Source organism: Thermococcus celer Vu 13 = JCM 8558, from assembly GCF_002214365.1.
Lineage (GTDB): Archaea > Methanobacteriota_B > Thermococci > Thermococcales > Thermococcaceae > Thermococcus > Thermococcus celer.
Window position 1 is genome coordinate 573,266 of the sequence record NZ_CP014854.1, and the last position, 24,013, is coordinate 597,278.

A 24,013-nucleotide genomic window follows, 5' to 3' on the forward strand; every position below is an offset into this window, starting at 1 on the left:
AGAAAGGAAGAAACGGGCGAAGGGCGAACCTCATTCGCCGGGCCCGACGGTTATCTCCTTTTCTCCCCCGTTCTCGACCTCGCGTATTTTTCCGCCCTTCATGACCTCGACTATGGCCAGGCTGAGGAGGGCGAGGAAGAGGTAGATTCCTGCGGAGGTTCCAAAGAGCACCTCGTAGGCCTTCGTGGTGGGTATCCTTATCTGAACCCAGCTCGGGGCACCCGGCGGGTGGAAGAGGATGTAGTAGGTGCTCATCACTGTTCCGGCTATGGCCGGGCCCCAGGTCGAGCCGAAGTTCCTGAAGAGGCTGTTGGCGCCCGTGGCAACCCCCATGGACCTCGGCGGGACGCTGAACACGAGCACGTTTATGAGGGAGATGTTCATGAGGGTTATTCCCGCCCCCACGTAGGTTATGAGGCCGACGAAGGCCCAGAGGTGGTTGGGTGGAAACTCGGGGGCGTACTTCGCGAGGAGGGCGAGGCCGGAGCTCGCTATGATGGCGCCGGTTATGGCGGTGGGTTTCGCGCCAACCTTCGGCATCAACCTGCCGCCCAGCGGGGCCACGACCAGCATGACCGCGGCCATCGGGGTCATCAGCAGGCCGCTCTGGAGTATGGTCTTGCCGAACCCGTAGGGCGGCTTCATCTGGAAGATGTAGGTGTTCGCCTGGCTCATCATGGAGATGCCGAAGGCCGCGAACATTATTCCTATGTTCACTATGGCCGGGTTCCGGGAGGAGATTATGGAAATGGGTATCAGCGGGTTCTCGGCCCTCTTCTCCCAGAGGTAGAGAGCTATAACCCCAACGATGGAGGTCCCGAAGAGTGCGAGCGTCTCCCGAGCCCCCCAGCCGACGTTCGGGGCGCGCGTCACCGCAACCAGGGCCGGGACGACCGCCCAGGTGAGGAAGATGGCCCCGGGCCAGTCGAGCTTTCCGGGGTTGATGTAGCGGCTCTCCCTCAAAACCGCCCAGGCGAGGATGAACATGAGCACCGCGAAGGGGGCGGCGGAGTGGTACGTCCAGCGCCAGCCCCAGTGCTCGGTGACGTAGGCCCCGAGCGGGAGGGCTATAACCATACCGACGCCGAACATCGCGCTTATCATCCCCTGAACCTCGGGGACCATCTCGGGCGGGAACTCCTCTCGGACGAGGCTGAAGGCGAGCGGGAATATGGCCATTCCAAAGCCCTGGATGCCCCTGGTGAGGAGAAGCCACTCGAAGCTCGGCGCGAAGCCGTTGAGGATGACGCCGAGGGTGTAGAAGCCGAGGGCCACCAGAAACATCTTCTTCTTGCCGTACATGTCGCCGAGCTTCCCGAAGATGGCGACGCTCACCGTCCCGACGAGGAGGTACATCGTGAGGATCCAGCTGACGTCGTTCGGGTTTATCGCGAACTCCCTCTGTATCGTCGGCAGAGCTGGAGTTAGCATGGCCTCCGTGTACATGACGAGGAGCGGGAGGATGACCACCACGAGCATAGCCCTCCTGGCGTAGGCGATGTCGTAGGTCTCACCCTTTCTCTCAACCTTCATTTTCAATCACCAATATATCGAGTGATATATCGTTTATAAACCTAACGGTGGTTGGCCTTATAAACCATCACCCCCATTCTCCACCATGCACCCCCTCCTCAGGAAGACCATCAGGGAGCGCTTCAGGAGGCTCAACGACCTTCAGATGAAGGCCTTCCGCGAGGTTAGCTCGGGGAAGAGCGTTCTGATAATAGCCCCCACCGGCTCAGGAAAGACAGAGGCGGCCGTCCTGCCCGTTTTCAACGAGATCCTCAGGGGCGATCTCAAGCCCATCTCGGCCCTCTACGTAGCCCCCCTGAAGGCCCTGAACAGGGACCTGCTCGAGAGGCTCGAGTGGTGGGGGGAAAGGTTGGGGATAAGCGTCGAGGTGAGGCACGGCGACACCTCGGCCTACAGGAAGGCAAAGCAGACCAAGAACCCGCCGCGGATGCTCATCATAACCCCCGAGACCCTCGGCGTTATCCTGACGGTCAAATCCCTAAGGAAGCACCTCGAGAACGTCAGGTTCGTTATAGTCGACGAGATAGCCGAGCTCGTCGATAACAAGCGGGGGGCCCAGCTTCTTCTGAACCTCGAGCGCCTGGCGGAAATAGCCGACTTCAGGCGGATAGGCATGACGGCAACCGTCGGCAACGAGGACGAGGTGAGGGAGTGGCTCGGTGCAGACACGATAGTAAAGCCCGGCTGGAGGAAGAACTACCGCTTCCACGTGCTCTACCCTTCCCCGACGGAGGAAGACGAGAAACTCGGGGAGGAACTGAGCCTCTCTCCCGAGATAGCGGCACGTTTGAGGCTCCTGTGGGGGATAATCGAGGAGCACGGGAAGGCCCTGATATTCACGAACACGCGCCAGTTCGCCGAGATCCTCGCCCACCGCCTCAAGGCGTGGGAAAAACCCGTGGAGGTCCACCACGGCTCGCTCTCGAAGGAGGCGCGCGTTAGGGCGGAGAAAGCCCTGAGGGAGGGCAAGATCCAGGCGCTCATCTGCACCTCGTCGATGGAGCTCGGGATAGACATAGGCGACGTGGATGTGGTGATTCAGTACATGAGCCCCCGCCAGGTTAACCGCCTGGTTCAGCGCGTCGGGAGGGCGAGGCACCGCATAAACGAGGTTAGCGAGGGGTACGTCATAACCTCCAACGTGGAGGACTATCTCCAGAGCCTCGTAATAGCGAAGCACGCCCTCGAGGGTCGCTTCGAGGCGGTCGAGCCCGTCGGGGGCCTCGACGTTCTGGCCCACTTCATAGTTGGCCTTCTGATCGAGTATAAACGCCTGCCCCGGGAGAAGCCCTACGAGATGGCGAGGAGGGCCTACGTTTACAGGAACCTAAGCTGGGAGGACTACACGGACACCCTGAGGATCCTCGAGGATGCGCGGCTGGTGGGCTACGACGGGGAGAGCGGCCTTCTCTATCTCAGGAGGGGGGCCTTCAAGTACTACTACGAGAACCTCTCGACGATTCCGGACGAGGTTTCGTGGCGCGTTTTCGACGCCGGGAGCGGGCACGTGGTCGGGAGGCTCGACGAGCGCTTCGTGATGGATCTCGAGGAGGGCATGGACTTCGTCATGAGCGGGAAGAGCTGGATAGTCCTTAAAATCGATGATGAGGCGAAGCTCCTGAAGGTCCGCGAGAGCCGGAGCCTCGAGAGCGCGATACCGAGCTGGGAGGGCGAGATGATCCCGGTTCCCTTCGGCGTGGCCCTCGAGGTCGGCAGGCTGAAGAGGGAGCTGGCTTTCAACTTCGAGAGGGCCAAAGAACTCCTCGACGGTGTCGAGTTCCGAGAGGATGAACTGAGGAAGGCCCTCGAGGAGATAAAGGGCGAACCCTTCTCGACCGACAGGGACATCGTAATCGAGAGCACGCCAAAGGCCCTCGTTATCCACGCTGACTTCGGAAACAGGGCCAACGAGGCCCTCGGGAGGCTGGTTCACTCCTTCCTGATCTCCCGCTACGGGAGGGTCTTCTCGGTCAGGGCGGGGGCCCACGCCGTGGTCTTCAAGACACCCTTCCAGCTGAACCCAACGGAAGTGAAGCGCTACCTCTACGCGGAACCTGAGAGTCTGGGGTTCGTGGTCTCCCGCGCGATGAGGGACTCGCACGCCTACCGCTGGCGGATGCTGAACGTGGCGAAGCGCTTCGGGGCCCTTAGGAGGGACGCGAGGATACGGCGGGTGGAGAGGCTCTTCGAGGGAACGGTGATAGAGAGGGAAACCCTGAACGAGCTCTACCACGACAGGGTGGACGTGAGGAAGGCCCAGCTTGTCCTCGAGATGCTCAAGCGGGGCTCCCTCAGGGTGAGAACCGAGCTGAGGAGGGAACCATCGAAGCTGGCGAGACTCAACACCACCGTTGGGGGAGAGTTCCTGCTCTCGGGCGTCCTTGAGAGGGACGAGGTTCTGGAGCTGTTTAAGAACAGGTTGCTCGACCACGAGGTCGTTCTCGTGTGCACCAACTGCGGCTGGCACTCGAAGACGAAGGTCGCGCGCCTGAGGAACGTGGAGCTCCGCCGCTGTCCGCGGTGCGGCTCGAAGATGCTGGCGGTGGCCCATCCCATAGACGCGGAGGGGTTTCTGCCCGTCCTCGAGAAGGTTCGCCACGGTGAACCGCTGGAGAGGAAGGAGGAGAGAACCTACAGGAAGCTGTTGAAGGCCGCCGACCTGGTGGATACCTACGGGTTCGAGGCGGTTCTGGCCCTCGCAAGTTATGGAACCGGGCCGGACACGGCGGCGAGGCTCCTGGGGCAGTACAAGGGGGACGCCCTGCTCGTCGCCCTGATGGAGAGGGAGAGGCAGTTCATAAGGACGAGACGGTTCTGGGTTGGCGGGAAGGAGGAGACGGAAGGAGAAAAGGGAGGGGCCGGGGGGTAACCCGCTCATCCGGCCTTGCCGTATATCTCGTTGAGGGCCTTCAGGAACTCGCTCGCCGTAACGACGTCCCTGACGTCTATGCGCTCGTTCCTGGTGTGGGAGATGTCGAGGTTGCCGGGCCCGAAGACTATCGTCCTCGTCCCGTTGTACATGAAGTTTATCGCGTCCGTCCAGCTGCGCATTCCCCCGAACTCGTCTATATCCGTAACCTCCATCGCCTTCTTGGCGAGCTGGACTATCTCCTCGTCGGGGTTGAGCTCGTAGCCGTCCCATATCTCGGTGTACTCGTACCTCAGGGCGTACTCGTCGAATATCGGGTCGAGGAGGTCGAGGACGTCTTCAACTTCCTGCTCCGGAAGAAGCCTCGCCTCGAGGCGCCCCCTGCAGAGGGCCGGGATGAGGTAGACAGGGTTCTCGCATACGAGCTCCTGTATCCCGATGTGCGGGTCGAAGTACTTTCCCTTGGCGTTGAAGGGCTCGAGCTTCTTCATCTCCTCGAGCATGCGGTAGGTCTCGTCTATGGCGTTGATGCCGCTCTCGGGGCAGGCTCCGTGCGCCTCCTTGCCGTCGACCTCGAAGGAGGCCTCGATGTTGCCGGCGTGGGCGATGTGAACCTCCAGGTCGGTCGGCTCAAGAACGACCGCCATCTTCGGCTTGTAGCGCTCCATGAAGAGCGCCGAACCCCTTCCGCCGTACTCCTCGTCGCTGACGAAGACGATTCCAACGTTGAGGTCCCGCCCCTCCCTGTGGAGGTTCTCGAGCATCAGCAGAATCGCCGCCGCCCCGCCCTTGATGTCGCTCGAACCTGTGCCGTAGACGATGTTTCCCCTCACGAAGGGCTCCGCCCTGACGGGTATGGTGTCGACGTGAACCTCGTAGAAGAGGTCGGCCCCGGGGTTCACGACGAGGTCTATTATCTGGCCGTCGCTCTCGATGTGGACGTCGTAGTCGAGCCTGTGGAGAAACTCCATGATGTGGAGCATTATCCTGTCCTCCTGACCGGAGGGGGAGGGTATCCTCAGGAGCTGAAGGAGTATCTCCTTCGCGCGTTCGGTTTTCATTCGGGTCACCGAATTAATATCGCGGGTTGGGTTTATAAACGTCCCCGCGTAAGGTGGAAGGGCGATGAAGAGATTCATCCCTTCCGATGGTTCCCGGATGAGGAGGCGGTCCCCCTCGAGCCCCTTTGGAGGTGAGAGCTTGAGGATAGGCTCCCTAAGAGGGTCCACCGCGCGTGGGGTACCTGTTGAGATCCCCCCGCACACGGTTATGCTGAGGGGAGCCGGGCTGGACTCCAACGTTTACCTGGTGAGGAGCGGAAGGGAAGCGCTGGTCATAGACACCGGAACCGGCCTCCACTGGCACGCCTACGCTGAGGTATGGAAGAGGGAGGGTTACCTCGACGGCGTTGATAAGGCGATAATCTTCAACACCCACGAGCACTTCGACCACGTCGGGGGAAACTGGGCGTTAAAGGGGTGGTTCGAGGGGAGGGGGATCGAGGTTCTCTTCGCGGCCCACGAGGAGACGGCGAGAACCCTGGAGAGGGGGGACGATTACGTTATTCTATCTCACTTCTACGGGAGGAGATTCGAGCCGCAGAGGGTTGATATCCACCTGAAGGACGGGGATAATCTTGAGGTGGGCTCGCTGGAGCTCGAGCTCGTCCACACGCCCGGTCACACGGCGGGGAGCGCCTGCCTCTACCTGAACGGTGAGGTCAAGCTCGCCTTCACGGGCGACACGCTCTTTAAGGGAACGGCGGGCAGAACCGACCTGCCGACGGGGAACGCTGGGGAGCTTAGGAAGAGCCTCGAACGGCTCCTCGGCTACGACGTCGACTTCGGACTGCCCGGCCACGGGTGGGTCATAGAGGACTGGCGGGGAAACCTTGAGGGCGTTCTGAGGTGGCTCCGATGAGGAAGGGGTCCGTCAAGGAGGTTCTGGCCAAGATAAAGTACGACCCGCGGGAGAGGGAGGGCGATTACTACATCGTTATCGAGCACCGCGGGGCCTACGGGGACGTCAAGCGAATCCCGGTCGAGATGATAGAGCTCGGCCACGGCTACTTCTTCGTTGATGAGACCCAGATACCCTACCACCGCATCCTCAGGGTCGTGAGGAAGGATGGAAAGGTGGTCTGGGAAACCAGAAAGCGGGAGTTATGAGACCCGCCTGAGCTCCGAGGTCAGAAGGGCCCATTCCTTCCGCTCAAAGGAGTCTTTGGGCGCGGTGGCTATCAGGTAGCCCCCGCCGAGGACCGCGCAGTCCTTCAGGTAGAGGACGACGTCCATCATCCCCTTGAAGCCGAGCTCAACAGCGAGGTAACCGAGGTTCTGGATGAAGACCGCCCTCTTCTCGCCGGTTTCGAGGCCCTTTCCGATGAAATTGCAGAGCTTCTCCCTGAGGGCCGGCACCTCCGCAGGCGGCACGGAGTTCCCCATCCCCGTCTTCGTTATCCACAGGACCTTGACGTCGAGTCCGAGAAACATCCTCAGGAACTTCTCGGGGTTCTCCCTGACAAGGGTGTAGAGCTTCACGCCGCTTCCCGCGAGGTCTATGAGGAAGTACCTCGCCTTCGTCTCGTCGGTGAAGAGGTATCCCCCCGGCTCAAGTTTTGAGGGCGTGATTTTTTGCTCCTTCTCGGTTATCATGAGCTCGTACATCTTCCGTATCTGCTCGTAGTGCTTCTCTTCCACAGCGGCCAGGGTGAGGGCGAGACCGCGGGTCTCCTCGTCATCGGCCATCCTCGCCAGAAGCTCGTAGGTCCTCTTCGCGAAGAGCTCGCTCTCCATGCAGTAGTTGAGGGCCGAGAGGTAGTCCTCAACGCTCTCGAACTCCGGATAAAACGGGGCGACCTCAACGGGCGGAGCGTCGACCTTCACCGGTTCCTCGGCCGGGTACAGCTTTTTAAACAGGTTGTAAAGCCAGTCACGGTGGTATTTGCTCTCCTCGCTCATCTTGATGAAAAGCGCTTTGACGCTCGGCCTTCCGGCCTTCTCCGCCAGTTCCGCGTAGTACTTTGCCTCATCCTTCTCGTTGAAGATGGCGTAGCTCAGGAGCTCCTTCGGGGACTTGTCCCTGAGCTTCTCCACTATCTCCCTCATTATCTCCCCGGGGTCACGATCAATCTCCACCTTTAACCCTCCACCGATAATAAGCCCTCAACTACGAAAAACTTTTCTGTTCCCCGCGGAACTTGGAAGCATGATAGACGGCCACGCCCACTTCGAGCTTTACAGGAAGGACGCACCGCGCGTTATAGAGGAATGTCGGGGGAAACTGAAGGCGGTGGTCGACTCGATGACCGAGTACCGCAAGGCCCACGTCTGGAAGAGCTGGGAGCTTTTAAAGCCTCACTTTGGGTTCGTGGTTCCAACGCTGGGTTACCATCCCAACGAAGCGCGAAGGGGCAACTGGGCGAAAGTTGGGAGGGTTGAGAACTTCATCCGCGGGCACGCAGAGGAGATAACCGCGGTCGGGGAGATAGGCCTCGACTACCACTACGCCGAGAACGAGGGTCAAAGGGAGAACCAGAGGGCAATATTCAAGCACTTCCTGGGGCTCGCGGCCGAACTCGACCTTCCGGTTGTGATACACGCGAGGGAAGCTGAGAGAGAGGCCTTCGAGCTCGTCCAGAGGTGGGGAGTTAAGGCTTACTTCCACTCCTTTACGGGGAGCGTTGAGCTGGCGAGGGAGATAGCGGAGAACGACCATCCCATCGGAATAAACACCGGGATAGTCTTCATTCCGGAGATGAGGGCGGTCGCGGAGGCCCTCGACCTGGAGAGCGTCATCGCGGAGACGGACTCGCCCTACATGAGCCCCGTGAAGGGGGAGAGGAACACTCCCTGCAACGTGGGGGTCGTCATCGAAGAATTGGCAAAGCTTAAAGGCCTCGACTTCGAGGAGGTCGAGTGGATAACCGAGAGGAACGCGGTGAAGTTCTTCGGACTGAGGGTTTAACGGGTCGAGTTTGATCGATAATTCGGAGGCGATGGCATGGCGGTTGATGTGCCCGAGGTTCAGGAGGTTAGGGGGTTGCTCGAGGAACTGGGCGAGAGGGCGCTCGTGGCGAGGATCAACTCGTTCGTGAGGCTCAACGAGGGTCTGGAGAGCAAGAGGGGGAAGGAGTTCATCGAGGTGGCCATCCTCGGGTTCCTCGAGGGGATACTCGTGACCCTTAAGTCAAGGCACCCCTCCGACGAGCGGATAGCGGAGCTCTACGAGAAAATTGTCAAGAGGAGGGAGGAGCTGGACGCGCTCTTCAGAAAGCCGAACCCACCGATATTCGAAGACATGGGTTGAATCAGAGGATCCCCACCTCTTTGAGCGTTTTCCTTATATCCTCGATGGCTTCCTTCTTCAGAGGCAGGGACGGAAGCCTCGGCCTCCCGGCTTTCCAGCCCCTCAACTCCATGGCGGCCTTTATGGCGCTCACCTGGCTGTACCTCTTCACGACCACCTCGTTGACGAGGTTTACCTTGAGCTGGAGCTCCCCGGCCTTCTGATGATCTCCTTCCCTGAACGTCCGGTAAAGCTCGACGCAGAGCTCGGGAACGACGTTCGCAACGGCCACGACAGCTCCCTGCGCACCGAGGAGCCACGAGGGGTACATGACGTCAGCGGTTCCCGCCAGAACGGCGAACCTGTCACCCATGCGCCTCAGGAGCTCGGCGATCCTTCCAATGTTAGCGCTGGAGTCCTTGATGCCGACCACGTTCGAGTGCTCTTCTCCAAGTTTCTCGACGACATCCAGAGGAATGTTGAGCCCCGTGAACTTGGGGACGTTGTAGAGGAGTACCTGACTGTCCAGGGAGTCCGCTATAATGGAGTAGTGGGCGTAGAGCTCCTCCGGAGAGGGTTTGAAGTAGTAGGGCGGGCCGATGAGGAGGGCATCGGCTCCCACCTCGAGCAGTTCCCTCCCGAGGCGCAGGGTTTCCCTCGTCGAGTTCCCGGTGGCTCCGGCTATCAAAGGAAGCGACGTCTCCTCCCGGACGGTTTCAACGACGCGGATCTTCTCCTCGAAGCTCAGATAGGGAAACTCGCCATTGCTCCCCAGTGATACCAACCCGTCAAGGCCGGCCTCCTCAAAGGTGTGAACCAGACCTTTCAGGGCCTCCCAATCTACCTCCCCCTTCCCATCGAAGGGCGTGACGTGAGGAACGAAGACTCCCCTCAGCATAGGCATCATAGGGAGTTGACCCCTCTGGAGTTAAAGGTTGCGATCCTCGATGTAGAAATCCGGGAAGAGCTCGACCTCCTGGACGTAGCCCCTGCCCAGCCTCAACGCGGTGTAAGCTCGCTCGAGCTCCCTGCCGAGGTAGAAGGCGTGCCTCGGGGAGATGGGGAAGCGCTCGAGGATGGTATCGATTACCGCGTTCGGCTCGTCCCCCACCACCGTGAGGACAACTTCAGTCCCGCGGTGGGCGTTGACCCATATTCTGCCGTCCTCGAGCCATACCCTGAAGTAGACCGGCTCGAGCTCCACCTGCTTTTCCCTCGCCTCAACCACTTCCTCAGCCCTCCGGAACCTCCAATCGGTCCTTCTCTTCTCCTTCAGGATGAGCAGGTCGAAGCCCAGGTCCTTCGGCGTATCGAAGAGGTTCATGTCGACCGCCCGCCTCAGCTCCCTCACGGAGCCCCTCGCCTTGGCACTCACCTCCGTCGTCAGCAGGAGGTTTATCGAGAGCTCCTTCGCGATTCCAGCTAACAGGGCGTTCATCCCGACGCTGTCGGCGTCGTAGAGCTCCACCACGTTCCCTACTCCAGCGAGGAGAACGTCATTCGGGTTCCTCTCGCGGTATAGCTGGAAGGCGGTTACGGAGCGGGCCAGATGGGGAACGCTTTCAAGGATTAAGTCCGGAATCACCGTTTTGTAGCCCAGACCGAGGGCCCTCTCCTTCAGCCCCTCGAGGAAACGGACCCGCTCGTCGGGTTTTGCCGGGAAGAAACCCTTTTTCTGGTCCGTTGGGATCAGCACGACGGGCTTGTCGGTAACGAGCTCTTCGAGGTTGCCAGCGTCGATGCTCAGGAAGAGGTCGGCGTGATCGAGGGCCGTCTCGAGTTCAGCTGTGTTGAGGGAGTCGAAGCTCAGGGGGACGTCGAAACCCCTCTCCCTGAGCGCATCCCGGATTTTGGGAATCTCCTCGACGAAGTCAAGGTTCCCCTCTCCAGCCACCATGCCGATGTCGATTACGTCCGCCCCCTCGCGGAGGTAGTAGAGGGCCTTCTCGACGACTCCCTTGGGGCCGAGCCTTGGCGCGTCGACGACCTCCGCGAGTATCCTCGCCGGGAAGTCCCTCCCAGCTGGAAGGTTGCCGATGAGGACGTTCCACGGTCTTTTGAGGGCCTTCTCGATGTACCTTTTGTCACGGGTTTTGTTCCTGATGTCCTCGACGCGCTTCAGCGAGTCAAGGGAGAAGAGGTCGTCTGCCGGAACATCCCTGCTGAGCCTGAAACCTTCCCTTATTGCCCTGAGCGTCTGCGGGAGGTCCATCGCGTTCCTCGGCCCCTTGAAAGTGGGGATTCCGAGCTCGTCCTCGATGATTTGAGCCGAGCCCCTCACGAGGCCGGGGATGAGGACGAGGTCGTAGTCGTCGCTCTTCACCCCGGCCTTCTTCAGGTAGCGGGCTATTAGGCCCGGGGTGAGGAAGGCGGCGACGCTAACCGGCGTGACGAAGACGTCGCAACCCTCCCCGTACTTCCTCACGAGGGGCTCGGCGAGCCTTCCGGTGACGAGGAGAATTCTCAGAGATTGCCCCATGAGGTTAAGTTATCCCGAAGGTATTTAGGCTTTTGGAAGGGGCCGTAAGTGGATGCACTCGCAGGTGGAACAAAATTAAGTTCCCTTCCACAGAGTTTTATTGAGGCTCTCGCCTGCCAGTTTAAGGAGATCACGGGGTGTCAGGACTTCAATTCCAGAGGGTTCCCTTTCAAGAACTCCGTAATCCGGAACGACGAGAACTCTTCTGCAGTCAAAACGGGAGAGCTTTTCCTCGATTTTCCGGATCTCTTCCCTACTTACTCCTTCTTTCCATTTTACCTCACCGACGAGCTCGATCCGTTTGAAACCTTTGAGGACTATGTCCAGCTCAAGCTCTGGGAGCTCAACGCTTACCCGCCTCAATCCGTAAACCCTCGCGAGGAGGTCGGCGATGAAGTCTTCCACGTGTCTCGGGAGCTTCTGATCCACCGCTTTTCGAATGAACTCCCTGGATGTTTCAAGCTCCGTGTAGGCGTACTTTGTCTCGAGGTAGAAGTGCAGATCGAGGAGGGGGGATGCATGCCTGTAAACGAACTTTTTACGTCTCTTCCCGTGGACCAGGAACTTTCGCAGGATGCCCATGTCCGTCAGTATCGAGAGGTACTTCTGGAGGGTTCCGGGGTTGTCTTTCTCCAGCAGGCCCCTTGAGAAGAGCGCCGAGGAGAGTTCCGTGCTCGTCCCCTTTCCGTTGGCCACTTCCATCATTATTCCGAGGTAAACCCTCGTTAACTCACGGCCCTCTTCTCCGAAAGTTTCCCAGACGAGCTCGCTCACAAAGGGGCCCGACGAGAACAGGAACCCGGACAGGAACTCCCGGAGCGGGGGAGAGTAGAGGGGTACGAGGAGGGGCTCCCTGAGATAAACCGCAGCCTCGATCAACTCCTTTCCCTTCAGTTCCTTCGACAGTTCAACCAGGATCTCGCGCTCATCAATGAGTCCAACTCTTACGGGGGAAACCACTCCGAGGAGGGGGCTTTCCGCCATGGAGAGGAGTCTCTGAGCAAGCCAGAGCGTGGACGTTATCAGGATGACCTCACCCTTTGCCTTCGTTGAGTGTGCGTGGAGCAGATCAAGAAACTCCCCAGGAAGACGGTGAAATTCATCTATGACGACTTTTCTTTCAAGGAGCCTTGGAAAAAGCCTCGCAAACTCGGAGTAGGTCATTTTCTCGCCGTTCAGCCTGTCGTGAACCGTTCCGTCCCTGTTCACGAAGAAGAACTCATCGTAGTCGATGAAATGGTCCACCAAAAAAGTCTTGCCCGTTTTCCTCCTGCCGTACAGCATCTTCCACCCGGGGCCGCTTAGTTTGTCCAGTTCTATTCTTCTGGGAATTATTCTCATGGGAATAATTCCTGCTGGAATAGTTATAAAGGTTTCGGACGGGGTAACTCTACCGCAACGTACGACAAAAAGCAGGGAAAGGTAGCGGAGAGGCTCGGTAAAAGTCATCATCCCTTAGTCGAACCCCGGTTTCCTGACCTCAACCACCTCCCGGTTGACAAGCGTCGGGGGAATCTCACCGTTCTTGAAGGCTATGAGGTTTACCGCCACAAGCTCGGCCATACCCTCCCTCGCGCCGTGGGTGGCGCTCCCGATGTGAGGCGCCAGAACGACGTTCTCCATGGCAAAGAGCTCCCCGTTGTAGTAGGGCTCCTCCTCGTAGACGTCGAGGCCTGCCCCCGCGATCCATCCTTCCTTGAGGGCCTTCACGAGGGCTTTCGTGTCGACGACCTTTCCCCTCGCGATGTTCACCAGGATCGCCGTCCTCTTCATGAGCCTCAGGCGTTCCTCGTTGATCAGGTGATAAGTCTCCTCCGTCAGCGGGACGGCCAGAACCACGAAATCGCTCTCGCGCAGGAGCCCTTCCAGGGACCTGAACTCCGCTCCGAGTTCTTTCTCAGCCTCGGGCTTCCTCGTGCGTGAGTTGTAGAGTATTCTCATCCCGAAGCCCCCGGCCCTTCTGGCTATCGCCTTCCCTATCCTGCCGAGGCCGACTATCCCTATCGTCTTCCCGTAGACGTCTCTACCGAGGAACATCAGCGGATGCCAGGCAACGCCGCGCCTCTTCCACTCCCCGGAGCGGGTAAACGCGTCCGCCTCCACGAGCCTCCTCGCGGTGGCGAGGAGAAGGGCCCACGCGAAGTCCGCCGTCGCGTTGGTGAGAACGTCCGGCGTGTTGGTCACGTAGATCCCCCGCCGCGTTGCCTCCTCGACGTCTATGTTGTCGTAGCCGACGGCGTAGTTGGCCACCATCCTCAACTTCGGCGCCGAGTCCATCAGCTCCGCGTCTATCCGCTCGCTGACCATCGTGACCAGCGCATCGACGTCGCGGACCCTCTCGAGCAGAACCTCCCGCGGGATCTCGCGCTCATCCTCCCAGACCTCAACGTCGAAGTGCTCCCGCAGGAGCTCAAGGCCGTTCTCCGGAATCCTCCGCGTCACCAGAACCTTCGGTCTCATGGTACCACCCAAACAGGTTTATATATCATTTCGACGTAAATTTAAATGTCGAGGTTCACGTTGAGGTGAGGTACATGGATCAGATAAAGTTTCTGGCCGGAAGGGCCAACTGGATTAGGGGGTCGGCTCTGGCGGAGGTCATGAAGAAAGCCGCGGAGCTCAGGGCACAGGGAAGGCACCTCATAAGCCTCTCAGCGGGCGACCCGGATCCTAACCTCATACCCCGCGAGGCTCTCGGTGAGCTCGCCGGAGAGATCCTCCAGGAGATCCCCCAATCTGTGATGTACACTCCTGCAAACGGTATCCCTGAGCTGAGGGAAGAACTCTCGAGCTTCCTTAAGAAGTACGAGGGTTACACGACGGATCCGTCCGAGATAATCATCACCGTTGGAGGAACCGGCGCGATAGACCTCCTGGGAAGGGTTCTGCTTGATCCCGGCGATGTGGTCATAACCGAGAACCCGAGCTACATCAACAGCCTCCTCGCCTTCGAGCAGCTCGGAGCAAAGGTCGTCGGAATCCCTGTTGATGGGGAGGGTATGAAGGTCGAGATGCTGGAGGAAAAGCTCAGGGAGCTCGAAAACCGGGGGGAGAAGGTTAAATTCATCTACACCATCCCCACGGGACAGAACCCCCTGGGAATCACGATGAGCCTGGAGCGGAGAAAGGCCCTTCTTGATGTGGCGAAGGAACACGACCTCCTCATCGTGGAGGACTCGGCCTACAACTTCATGCGCTACGAGGGTGAGGCTAGGCCCCTAAAAGCCCTCGACGATGAAGGGCGGGTTATCGTGGTCGGGACGTTCAGCAAGATCATGGGGACGGGGTTCAGGGTCGGCTGGCTCATAGCTGGGAACGTCATAGGAAAGAAGGTTCTCATGGAGAAGTCTCCCATAGACTTCTGCGCCCCGACGATTTCCCAATACATAGCCCTTGAGTACCTCAGGCGTGGCTACTTCGAGGAGTACCACCTCAAAAGGGCACTGCCGGGATACAGGAAAAAGAGGGACGCCATGCTGAATGCCCTTAAGGATAACCTGCCGGACGCTGAGTTCACGAGACCCATAGCCGGGATGTTTATTATGCTCTTTCTCCCCGAGGGGGCCGATGGGATGGCCTTTGCCACGGAGCTTATGCAGGAAACCGGCGTCGTGGTGGTGCCAGGGAAGCCGTTTTACACGGACGGGAGCGGGGAAAACGCGCTTCGCCTGAATTTCTCCCGGCCGGAGGAGGAAGAGATACTGGAGGGCATAGAGAGGCTTGCGGCGTTCTATCGCCGGAAGTTCTGATGGCTTTTCCTTTATTCTCTCCGTCCCGGGAAACCCTCTTAAAGCTTGGGGGATAGGAGCAGGCCATGAGGGCGGGCAGGATAGGGGACGTCAGCACCGACGGCCTCGGCGTGCTAAGGGAAAACGGCCGGACCGTTTACGTGCCCTTCACCTATCCGGGTGATGTGGTGAGGGTTGAGAGAACGAAACGGCGCTTTGGCAGGGGAATCGCGACGGACTTCGAGGTTCTCGAGCCCTCCCCGTTCAGGCAAAAACCCCGGTGCCCGCACTTCGGAACCTGCGGCGGCTGTCTCTGGCAGGGGCTAAAGTACAGGGAACAGCTTCGCCTTAAGGCCGAACTCTTCGAGCGGGTAACCGGCATAAGCGCGCCCATCAGGGGCTCGCCGAGGGTCTGGGGGTTCAGGAACGTGAGCAACTTCATCGTAACGACCGCGGGAATCGGCCTCAAGGAGTACGGCAACCCCATCGGCGTGGCCGGTCTCTCCGAATGCCCCGTCTTCTCGAAGAGGACTCCGGAGTACCTCCGCGCCCTGAGGGCCTTTTTGGACGAAACCGGTTTACGGCCGTGGGATTTAAGGAAGAAGAAAGGTGATGTCCACTACCTCCAGGTCAGGGAGGGCAAGTTCACGGGCGAGGTCATGGTGAACCTCGTGGCCCATTTGAAACCGTCGGAGGACGTAGCCGGGGCGTTCCGGGACTACTTCTCCTTCGCCGACTCCCTCTACTGGAGCGTTAAAGGAGATGGGAGGGACGACCCGCGCGGGGAACCCGGGCTCATCGCCGGAAAACCTCTGGTACGCGAGAGGATCGGCGACGTCACCTACCTCGTCCACCCGAACGGCTTCTTCCAGACGAACAGCTACGCCCTCAAATCCCTCCTCCGCTCCGTCGAGGATTTCACGGACGGCGAAAGGGTTCTCGACCTCTACTCGGGCGTTGGGACCTTCGGCGTTCACCTGGCGAGGAGGGGTTTTAAGGTCGAGGGGGTCGAGGTCAACCCCTTCGCGGTCGAAATGGCAAATAAGAACGCCGAACTCAACAACGCCGAAGCGACCTTCAAGGTTGGAAGGGCCGAGGAAACTCCCCTCGGCGACTACGACACCGTAATAGTCGACCCGCCGAGGAGGGGACTGAGGGAGGCGGGGGAGCTCCTCGTGAGGAGCAACGTCGAGCGGATCGTCTACGTCTCCTGCAACCCGGAGGCCTTCAGGCGCGACTACGAGAACCACCTGAGGAAGGCCTACAGGCTCAAAGATGCGGTCCTGGTGGACATGTTCCCGCACACGCCGCACGTTGAGGCGGTCGTCCTGCTCGAAAGGGTCTAAGGGCGACCGGATGGAACAGCGAGAAAGACTAAGGGGCGTGGAAACCCGCCGAGAAATGGGGAAGAGTGGATAAACGGCGGGTCAGACCGCCTTCCAGAAGGGGTCCTTCTGGGCCTTGACCTTCGCCGTCATCTTGAGGGCCTTTATATCGGTCTCGTCCAGCTCGTCCCTCAACTGCTTGGCGAGGATGACGACGTCGTTCTTGCTCAGGTCGACGTAGAGCGTCTCACCGGGGTGGATGTGCCTGCCCACCATCGCCCCCTCGATGGCCACCGCGACGGCGTCCCCCCTCCTGGCCTCCTGGACGAAGTCCTTGCCGCTCTTGATGGACTTTATCACGCCGACCTTCTGGCCGTTCTGCTTGATGAGCGTTACTCCGGGTTTAATTCTACCCTCGACCACCTCGACGCCGACTATCGCGGGGTGGCTCCTCCTGAAGACGTAGCGCTCGTCCGGGTAGAGCCTTATGACGCCCGGGAAGGTTACCCCCTTAAGGAGCTCGCGCTTCTTCCTCTCCTCCTCAGCCTTCACCCAGGCCTCGTAGTCTTCTATCAGCTTGTAGATGACGTTGCCCGTGAACACCGGCACACCCTTGGCCTTGGCGACCTCTTGAGCGTCCTCGTTGACCTTCACGTTGAAGCCGAGGACAACGCCGTACTTGGGCTCCTCCTCGCGGACGCTCAAAGCCTCCATGACGTCCGTTTTGCTCACGTTCCCGACGTCGGCCTTCCTTATGGGTATCCCCTTCTCCTGCAGTTCCTTGCTGATGGCCTCGAGGCTCCCGAGGGTGTCGGCCTTGACTATGACGCCGACCTTCCCGGTGCTCACGACGACGCTCTCTATCTGGCTCAGTATCTCCCGCTTTGCCCTCTCGATCTCTTCCTCGTTCCTGGCCGCTATGACCGGAGAGCCCGCCAGCGCTTCATCGAGACCCGGGGCGGCTATCTTGATGCCCGCGGCCGCCACCACTTCATCCACCTGGTCGAAGCGGAACCTCGGGTCCCTTATCTCGTCAAGGGGTTTGGGCTTCAGAAGGGCACGGATTCTGGTGACTATGGCCTTATCCTTGCCTCCAACCACTATCGTGTCGTCCCTGCGGAGGGTTCCGTCGTAGACGATGACGTCTATCGTTGTCCCGAGGCCGACCTCCTCCCTGACCTCAAGGATGGTGCCCCTGGCCGGGCCCTCGACCTCTATCTTGAGCTTCTCCTCGAGGTACTTCTGGCTCAGGCCGGCGATGAGGACGAGGAGCTCGGGAACGCCTATCCCGTACTTGGCGGAGATGGGTACGATGGCGAGCTCCCTCGTGAAGTTCTGAACCCTGTCGAAGCGGTTGGCCTGGAAACCCATCTCGTAGAACTTCCCTATAAGCTCCCAGAGCTTGGTCTCGAGCTCGTTCTGCGCCCTCTGGTCCTGCTTCTTGATGTTGACGAGGAAGGGCTCGTCCTCTTTAACCTTCCAGCCCTTTATCCTGTCTATCTTGTTGGCGGCGACTATGAAGGGCGTCCTGTTCTTCCGGAGTATCTCGATGCTCTCTATCGTCTGCGGCTGGAAGCCCTCGTTGATATCAACGATTAAAACCGCGAGATCGGCCAGGCTCCCTCCCCTCGCGCGCAGGCTCGTGAAGGCCTCGTGGCCGGGGGTGTCTATGAAGAGCAGACCGGGGAGCTTTATCTCGCCCTTCCATATCTTGATGAGCGGGCCGGCCAGTTCCTTAACGACCTCTATCGGAACCTCGGTCGCGCCTATGTGCTGGGTTATTCCACCCGCTTCCTTCCCGGCGACGTTCGTCCGCCTTATGCGGTCGAGGAGCGTGGTGTTGTGGACCAGCACGCCGTTCGCGACGAAGCTGTGGGTCTCCGTCGTCAGGTCGTAGACGTAGCCGTCGTAGTTGAACTCCTCGATCTCCTCAACTGGGACAAAGATGAGGTTCTCGGCGATGTTGCGAACGTACCCAACGTCCCTCGAGTCAAACTCCCTGTTGCGCCATACCTCGAGGAGTTCCCTCCCGAGTTCGGTTGGCCTTCCGTCCTTCAGGAGACCGTCCTTCTCGAGGGCCATGAGGTAGTTGCGGTCTCCGCTCCTCCCCTCGAGCACGGCGAGCTTTCTATGGAGCGTTGGTGAACCCCTCTCAATCGCGTCGAGGATCCTCATCAGGGTCTCGTAGCTCGGGGCCTCGCTCGACTCGTACTTCGAGTAGAACGGCACGTAAGCGTTGAGCTCGGTCCGCGTAAACCCGAAGAGGAGCCTAAGCCTCTTGAGCTCCTCGTGGATGGGATAAACCTCGCTCTTCCTGCTTCTCTCGATTATCTTTCCAAGGTCCTCCGCCTTCTTCTCGACGGTGAATCCGATGAAACGCTCGAAGGCCCTCAGGTTCCTCCTGCCGGAGATCACGAGGGTCGTGTAGTCGGAACGGTAGAGCTTTGAGACTATGCCGAACCTCAGTAAGAGGAGCGAGAGGCCCTCTATGAACTCCCTCGAGGCGCTTGTAGCCTCTATTCTAACGCTCCCCGTGTTAACGTACCCGTCCGTGTCGAAGTACCCCCTGATGAACTCGGCCACGTACTCGCGCGGTGCAACGAAGAGAACCTCAGGGACTCTGATGTTCTTTGCCTTTTGCTTCTCGGGATAGTCAAAGAGAATGTGGAGGAGCCTTATTAAAGCGTTGCCACCCTTCCTGATCTCGATCTCCCACGAGGTCGTCCGCCTGACGCGTTTCAGCTCGACGCCCAGAGACTCGATTCTCCTGAGGCGCTCGAAGACCTCGACGTCGTTGTTTGCTATCTTCCCCTGACTCCCGTCGCCGAACATAACGCCGGCGAAGTAGAACAGCGATTTCCACTCCTCGTCCGTTTTCGGGAGCCTGATGTAGTAAAGGGGCTTTCCGGAGCGATGAACCCTCGGGGTGAACGCTATCCTCTCGACCCTATCCCAGAGGTTGAACCCCTCGATGTCCTTCACCCTGAAGACGTTTCTCCGGACTTTGTAATCCCTGGCCCCTTTGAAGTGCTCCCTGAGTTCCTCAAGGTGCTCCGGGTTCAGTCTCGCTATGAGCTCCTCCACCGCAAGCTTTCTCCTGACGAAGCCCTCAAAGTCCCCCGCCGTATCAGGGATCTTCCTCGGAACCGCGATGTAATCGCCGGGTTTGAGCTCATCGGCCCTTACCCAGCCCCGCGTGGTGAGGAACGGGTGCTCGGGCGTCACGCTGACCGAGTGCCAGTTCCTTAATTTCACCCTGAGCATCTTCCCCCTGTGCCTGAGGCGCCAGACGTGCGTCCCCTGCACGATACCAATCTCGCCGCTGGAAACGGCCCCCGGAACGGGCAACTCCAGCCTCCGGATCTCCTTCTCGGAGTCCCTGTGGACGACTTCCCCCGAGCGCTCGAAGAGCTTCTCAAGCTCCACCGAACCAATGCCCGGCAGAAGAACCCTCTCGTCCGGCATGAGGCACTTGCCGTGATCTACATGTCCGAGAACCGCTATGATCGGCTGTCTAATCCTCTTCATCCTTCTCACCCTGAGCTTAACTCCGGCGTGGCCTTTTAAAGGGTTCGGCGATGTGAGGGAATAACACTCCATGGGGCGACTGGGTAACGAACGAAATACAACGAGAGAAAAGGAGTTAAAAGTCGGATCAGTCCAAAAGTGATCCGAATATCATCATTCCATGTACTCCTTCCTTCCATTCGCGTGGGTGCGGTAGAACCAGTCCGCCGCCTTCCAGTACTCGAAGAGTTCCTCGGGCCTGAAGTAGAGGGCAATTTCACGCTCAGCGCTCTCCGGGCTGTCGGAGGCGTGGACGACGTTGTAGATCGCGTCGCCGACGTCGAGGCCGTAGTCGCCCCTGATGCTTCCCGGCTCCGCGTCCTTCGGGTCGGTGGCACCGGCCATCTTCCTGACGACGCTTATTGCGTAGCGGCCCTCGACGACCATGACGACGCTCGGGGCCTTGGTGATGTAGTCTATCAGGCCCTCGAAGAAGGGCTTGCCCCTGTGCTCCTCGTAGTGCCTCTCCGCCAGCTCCCTGTCTATCCATATCATCTTCATTCCTACGATTTTGAGCCCGCGTTTCTCGAAGCGGCTTATGATTTCGCCCATCAGACCCCTGACGACCGCGTCGGGCTTTAGAATAACGAGGGTTCGCTCTATCCTGTCCTCCGCCATCGGCAACACCGGGGGATGATGGGTAATGGGGTTAATAGGGTTTTTGGAGGTATCACCGTAGAAACGACGAACCGAAACTGGAAAGGAAAGAAAGAGATCACTTCGTCCTCTTGGCCCTCTGGAGCCTTGCCTCCTGGAAGGCCTTGGTCCACTTGAGCTTCCTCGGGTTTCTGCCCATGAAGTAGTACTTCTCGCACTTGCTGGAGCAGAAGAACAGGACCCTGCCGTCGTTTCTGACGTACATCTTGCCCGTCCCCGGCTCGAACTCCTTTCCGCAGTAGGAGCAGACGTTCCACCTGGCCATCGCGATTACCTCCTCGCCCTGATCTCCCTCGCCTCACGCTCGGTCTCCCTGAGTATGACTATGTCACCGACGCGGACGGGGCCCTTGACGTTCCTCCTTATGACGCGCCCCTTGTCGCGTCCTTCTAAGATTCTGACCTTTACCTGAGTAACGCCACCTGTGACGCCGGTTCTGGCAACGATCTCAATAACCTCAGCCGGGTATCCTTCGTCGCTCATTTCTCACACCCCTTAACCTAAGAATCCCTCGCCCTGCTTAACTTAAACCTTTTCGTTGAAGGAAGGAAAAGGAGCTCACTTCATGAGCTCCCTGACCTTCGCGGCGATGTCCTCAACGAGCTCACGGCCCTTACCGGGCTCGAGGATGGCGACGCTCGCGGCCGGAACTTCGATGCCGGCGGCGGCGCCGAGCTCCTTCTTGCTCGGGACGTATATGTACGGGATCTCCTTCTCCTCGCACAGCGGCGGGAGGTGGGCAACTATCTCCTCCGGGTCAACGTCCTCGGCGATGACAACGAGCTTGGCCTGACCCCTCTCAACGGCCTTGGTGGTCTCGTTGGTGCCCTTCCTTATCCTTCCGGTGTCGCGGGCGAGCTCAACGGCCTCAAGGGCCTTCTCGGCAAGCTCCGCTGGAACCTCAAACTTGACGTAGCTTGGCTTCGCCATCTTTCATCCCTCCGAAACCTCATCGTTCATCGAGTTTGCGTGCTGAGTTCTGGGGGATGCTTTAAAAGGATTTCGATGAAAGAGAAATCTCGCTCCATCAAATCCCTGACACGACGTATTCGCCCAAAGGTTCCCTACCGGACCGTGAGAACTGTTGATTCTCGACATTTACAAACCTTCGAGAATTAATAATCCTCATGTGGTTGGATGAAGCTCGGCGACCTCTCCCGTATGAACCCGTGGTGGGAAGGAGGAGAGGACTACCCCGTGAGGTGCTGAGCAGAGGGTTCGCTGGGTGCCGGGATGGATAAAAAGGCTTTCCCTTGAGCCGTTCTCCCTTAACTTCGTTCTCGGACCGGGCAGGTTGGAAAAACCACAGGGGGATAAAGCTCCGAGTGGATGGTGCGGGAGCACTTATACCGGAGGTCTGGGGAGGTTTACCATTACCGCAACGGCTACGGGGTGGGCGCAATAGCGGGTGAAATAAGGATAGAGGTCAAAGCCGGAAAGGCCCATCGAAGATACCAAAAACGTTAAGGTGCTGGAGAGAGACGAGATCCCGTTTTTTCTTCTCACGCTCCATGGGGATTGGATGCTCCTAGGCCCATTCTCACCTGTTCCGGTCGTGATGGTCTGCATATACGGGATGCCTTCCGTTGGCCCGCATCCCAATAGTTTTCAGCCCGATTCCTTTGAATAACCCCTGTATATCTCCAGCTTCCGTCTGGCGCGGGCGCGCGGGATGTGGTGGCCCATTATCGCCACTATCTCGTCCGCCTTCGCCTTCCCGTGGTGGAGCATCTTCCGCTCGGTCTTTATCTTCTCCACCCTGAAGGTGTAACCCCCAACCTCGAGGACCTCACCGACCACGAACTCCTCGTCCCGCGGAACCTTAACCTTAAACGCCTGCGTCGTTCCTCCCGATAAGTAGATGGAGGCTTTTATGACCTTGGGGTAGGTCAGGCTCTCGCCCCAGAGGGTCTTTATCTCACCGGTTACGGCCCTCTCCACCCGCTTATCGCCCTCGAGCTCTATCCCTGTTATTCTGACCTCGTCGTCCTCGGTCTCGACGATGTCCCCGACCTTAATCTCCTCACCTCCGGGGAGCTCTACGGAGGTCTTAAAGCTCCTCTCGTGCTTGCTGACGATGAGCGGGACCTTGATGGGCTTCGGGAGGGTGACCATCCAGACGTTGCCGCACTCGTTGCACCTCAGCGTTACCTCCCTTCCCCTCTCCCTGATGACCTCGACGTCGTCGCTACCGCACTCGGGACACGTGAACCACTCCATATCTCTCACCGGATGGGGAAGGAAAAAGGCGTTTATAAAGGTGTGCACCTTCAGGTTTTGAGGAGCCAGCGCCAGAGGGGGACGAAATCAACGGTTTTTCCGTCGATGGTGAGGACGTCGTCGTGGTCCCACGTTACAACGGTCAGTTTTTCAGCCCCCAGGGAATCGGCGGCCCTGATGAGAGCCTTCAGCTCGCGGTTCATCGTCGTGGAGTCCTCAACGTCGTAGCTGACCTGGATGAGTTCTGTGACGTTGAATCCCCTCGAGACCACGAAATCCACCTCGCCCCTCCCGTCGTCCCAGTAGTGAACCTCAAGCAGGGGGTCGTGGTAATGCTTCCTCCTCAGGAGCTCCGTCGCCACTATGTTCTCCACCCTGTAACCGATGTCCTCCACGCCGAACACGCTCGCAAAGCCGACATCGGCGAGGTATAACTTTGGGGTACTCCTCAGCGACTCCACTTCGCTCGGATGGTACTTCCTTATCGGGATCACAAAACCCACGTCTTCGAGATAGGAGAAGTACTCAGAGGTCGTTGGCCTGCTCAGCTTTGCCCCCGTCGAGGCAAGGAGACCGTTGAGTTTTCTCATCGAGAGCTTCCTGGCAAAGTTCTTCACGAGAACACGAATCAGGGCCTTCATCGCGCCGGTTTTTTCAATTCCGTACCTCTCTATCAAATCGCGGTAGATCACGAGGTCGAGGTACTCCTGAACGGTTCTGATTTTCATGAGCCCTGGATAATCGACTATCCCCGGAAAACCACCGTATCTGATGTATTCCTCCAGAAGGCCCTTCAACCTGCCCCGCCTGGCCTCGGTCAGAGGTCCCGAGTAATCGAAGCCCTTGAAGGAGAGGAACTCCCTAAACGACAGGGGAAACAGCTGGAAGCTCAGACTCCTTCCCCTTAGCGATGTGGCCATCTCCCTCGAGAGGAGCCTGGATGAAGAACCCGTCAGAAACACCTTCGCCCTCTTCCCCTCGAGGAGCCTCCTCACGAATCTCTCCCAGCCCTCTACCTCCTGAACCTCATCGAGGAACAGGTACATGACGTCAGCATCGGGATTCAGCTTGTAGTACAGCTCCACAACCCTGGAGAGGTCATCGGCTTTTAACCCGCTAAGCCTCTCATCCTCGAAGTTGATGTAGAATAGCCTCCTAATGGGCAGTCCCTGCTCAAGGAGCTTTTTCATGATGTTGTACAGAAAATGGGTTTTCCCGACCCTTCTTAAACCGTACAAAACAACAGCCAAGTCCATGTTAGTGGGTACCTCAAGCTCCCTCTCCTTCGTCTCCGGTATCCCGAGCTCATGGAACTCAACCACAACTTCCTCAAGGGACATTGCCGCCA

At 58.9% G+C, this 24,013-nt stretch carries 21 protein-coding genes; 7 read left to right on the forward strand and 14 right to left on the reverse strand.

Translation table 11 applies throughout. The features are described 5' to 3' along the window. Positions 1-30: 30 nt before the first annotated feature. Positions 31-1,533, reverse strand: a complete 1,503-nt coding sequence (locus tag A3L02_RS03260; protein ID WP_088862603.1) for an MFS transporter — start codon at positions 1,531-1,533, stop codon at positions 31-33. A gap of 85 nt (positions 1,534-1,618) precedes the next feature. Here A3L02_RS03260 and A3L02_RS03265 point away from each other — a divergent pair, with 85 nt between their 5' ends. After that, positions 1,619-4,402, forward strand: a complete 2,784-nt coding sequence (locus A3L02_RS03265; RefSeq protein WP_088862604.1) for a DEAD/DEAH box helicase — start codon at positions 1,619-1,621, stop codon at positions 4,400-4,402. A gap of 5 nt (positions 4,403-4,407) precedes the next feature. Here the strand turns inward: A3L02_RS03265 and A3L02_RS03270 are convergent, their stop codons facing one another. Beyond that, entirely contained in the window at positions 4,408-5,463 is a 1,056-nt protein-coding gene (locus A3L02_RS03270; protein WP_088862605.1) for a M20/M25/M40 family metallo-hydrolase, read from the reverse strand. A 139-nt stretch (positions 5,464-5,602) separates the two neighbouring features. Here A3L02_RS03270 and A3L02_RS03275 point away from each other — a divergent pair, with 139 nt between their 5' ends. Both A3L02_RS03275 and A3L02_RS03280 read left to right on the forward strand, forming a co-directional pair. After that, the gene (locus A3L02_RS03275; protein ID WP_394335149.1) at positions 5,603-6,322 is read left to right on the forward strand and encodes an MBL fold metallo-hydrolase; all 720 of its coding nucleotides are present in this window, start codon (positions 5,603-5,605) and stop codon (positions 6,320-6,322) included. Continuing rightward, positions 6,319-6,570 (forward strand): DUF504 domain-containing protein, encoded by a 252-nt coding sequence (locus A3L02_RS03280; RefSeq protein WP_088862606.1) that lies wholly within the window; start codon positions 6,319-6,321, stop codon positions 6,568-6,570. The genes A3L02_RS03275 and A3L02_RS03280 overlap by 4 nt, the downstream gene beginning before the upstream one ends. Here the strand turns inward: A3L02_RS03280 and A3L02_RS03285 are convergent. After that, positions 6,565-7,539, reverse strand: coding sequence for a DUF835 domain-containing protein (locus A3L02_RS03285; protein WP_335755134.1), 975 nt, complete (start codon positions 7,537-7,539; stop codon positions 6,565-6,567). The two genes, A3L02_RS03280 and A3L02_RS03285, sit on opposite strands and share 6 nt — an antisense overlap. Positions 7,540-7,609: 70 nt before the next feature. Here A3L02_RS03285 and A3L02_RS03290 point away from each other — a divergent pair, with 70 nt between their 5' ends. Beyond that, positions 7,610-8,368 (forward strand): YchF/TatD family DNA exonuclease, encoded by a 759-nt coding sequence (locus tag A3L02_RS03290; protein ID WP_088862607.1) that lies wholly within the window; start codon positions 7,610-7,612, stop codon positions 8,366-8,368. 36 nt (positions 8,369-8,404) lie between these two features. After that, positions 8,405-8,710, forward strand: a complete 306-nt coding sequence (locus A3L02_RS03295; RefSeq protein ID WP_088862608.1) for a DUF3216 domain-containing protein — start codon at positions 8,405-8,407, stop codon at positions 8,708-8,710. 1 nt (position 8,711) lies between these two features. Here A3L02_RS03295 and dapA read toward each other — a convergent pair whose 3' ends face one another. The 4 genes from dapA to gyaR all read right to left on the reverse strand — a co-directional run bounded on the left by dapA (position 8,712) and on the right by gyaR (position 13,628). Continuing rightward, positions 8,712-9,593, reverse strand: coding sequence for a 4-hydroxy-tetrahydrodipicolinate synthase (gene dapA, locus A3L02_RS03300; RefSeq protein WP_237268633.1), 882 nt, complete (start codon positions 9,591-9,593; stop codon positions 8,712-8,714). Positions 9,594-9,617: 24 nt separating this feature from the next. After that, the gene (locus A3L02_RS03305; protein WP_088862609.1) at positions 9,618-11,168 is read right to left on the reverse strand and encodes a dihydropteroate synthase-like protein; all 1,551 of its coding nucleotides are present in this window, start codon (positions 11,166-11,168) and stop codon (positions 9,618-9,620) included. A gap of 75 nt (positions 11,169-11,243) precedes the next feature. Next, positions 11,244-12,509 (reverse strand): AAA family ATPase, encoded by a 1,266-nt coding sequence (locus A3L02_RS03310; protein WP_088862610.1) that lies wholly within the window; start codon positions 12,507-12,509, stop codon positions 11,244-11,246. Positions 12,510-12,623: 114 nt separating this feature from the next. Then, on the reverse strand, positions 12,624-13,628 hold the full coding sequence (gene gyaR / locus A3L02_RS03315) for a glyoxylate reductase (RefSeq protein ID WP_088862611.1): 1,005 nt from the start codon (positions 13,626-13,628) through the stop codon (positions 12,624-12,626). A gap of 74 nt (positions 13,629-13,702) precedes the next feature. Between gyaR and A3L02_RS03320 the strand changes: the two genes are divergently transcribed. Together A3L02_RS03320 and rlmD are read left to right on the forward strand one after the other, a co-directional pair. After that, positions 13,703-14,917, forward strand: a complete 1,215-nt coding sequence (locus tag A3L02_RS03320) for an aminotransferase-like domain-containing protein (protein ID WP_088862612.1) — start codon at positions 13,703-13,705, stop codon at positions 14,915-14,917. 65 nt (positions 14,918-14,982) lie between these two features. Further along, entirely contained in the window at positions 14,983-16,242 is a 1,260-nt protein-coding gene (rlmD, locus tag A3L02_RS03325) for a 23S rRNA (uracil(1939)-C(5))-methyltransferase RlmD (RefSeq protein ID WP_088862613.1), read from the forward strand. An 81-nt stretch (positions 16,243-16,323) separates the two neighbouring features. Here the strand turns inward: rlmD and infB are convergent, their stop codons facing one another. The 7 genes from infB to A3L02_RS03360 form a co-directional block, all read right to left on the reverse strand. Then, the gene (infB, locus tag A3L02_RS03330; protein WP_088862614.1) at positions 16,324-19,749 is read right to left on the reverse strand and encodes an intein-containing translation initiation factor aIF-2; all 3,426 of its coding nucleotides are present in this window, start codon (positions 19,747-19,749) and stop codon (positions 16,324-16,326) included. 153 nt (positions 19,750-19,902) lie between these two features. After that, positions 19,903-20,406, reverse strand: a complete 504-nt coding sequence (gene ndk, locus A3L02_RS03335) for a nucleoside-diphosphate kinase (protein ID WP_088862615.1) — start codon at positions 20,404-20,406, stop codon at positions 19,903-19,905. A gap of 97 nt (positions 20,407-20,503) precedes the next feature. Continuing rightward, a complete protein-coding gene (locus tag A3L02_RS03340) occupies positions 20,504-20,710 on the reverse strand; it encodes a 50S ribosomal protein L24e (protein WP_088862616.1) in 207 nt (68 codons plus the stop codon). 5 nt (positions 20,711-20,715) lie between these two features. Further along, positions 20,716-20,928: a 30S ribosomal protein S28e gene (locus tag A3L02_RS03345; protein ID WP_088862617.1), complete on the reverse strand. Its 213-nt coding sequence runs from the start codon at positions 20,926-20,928 to the stop codon at positions 20,716-20,718. Positions 20,929-21,003: 75 nt separating this feature from the next. After that, positions 21,004-21,375 carry a 50S ribosomal protein L7Ae gene (gene rpl7ae / locus A3L02_RS03350; RefSeq protein ID WP_088862618.1) on the reverse strand — a complete coding sequence of 124 codons (372 nt, stop codon included), beginning with the start codon at positions 21,373-21,375 and terminating at the stop codon, positions 21,004-21,006. Between the two features lie 678 nt (positions 21,376-22,053). Beyond that, on the reverse strand, positions 22,054-22,665 hold the full coding sequence (locus tag A3L02_RS03355; protein WP_088862619.1) for an HVO_0476 family zinc finger protein: 612 nt from the start codon (positions 22,663-22,665) through the stop codon (positions 22,054-22,056). A gap of 50 nt (positions 22,666-22,715) precedes the next feature. Then, positions 22,716-24,005, reverse strand: coding sequence for an ATP-binding protein (locus A3L02_RS03360; protein ID WP_088862620.1), 1,290 nt, complete (start codon positions 24,003-24,005; stop codon positions 22,716-22,718). Positions 24,006-24,013 lie beyond the last annotated feature (8 nt).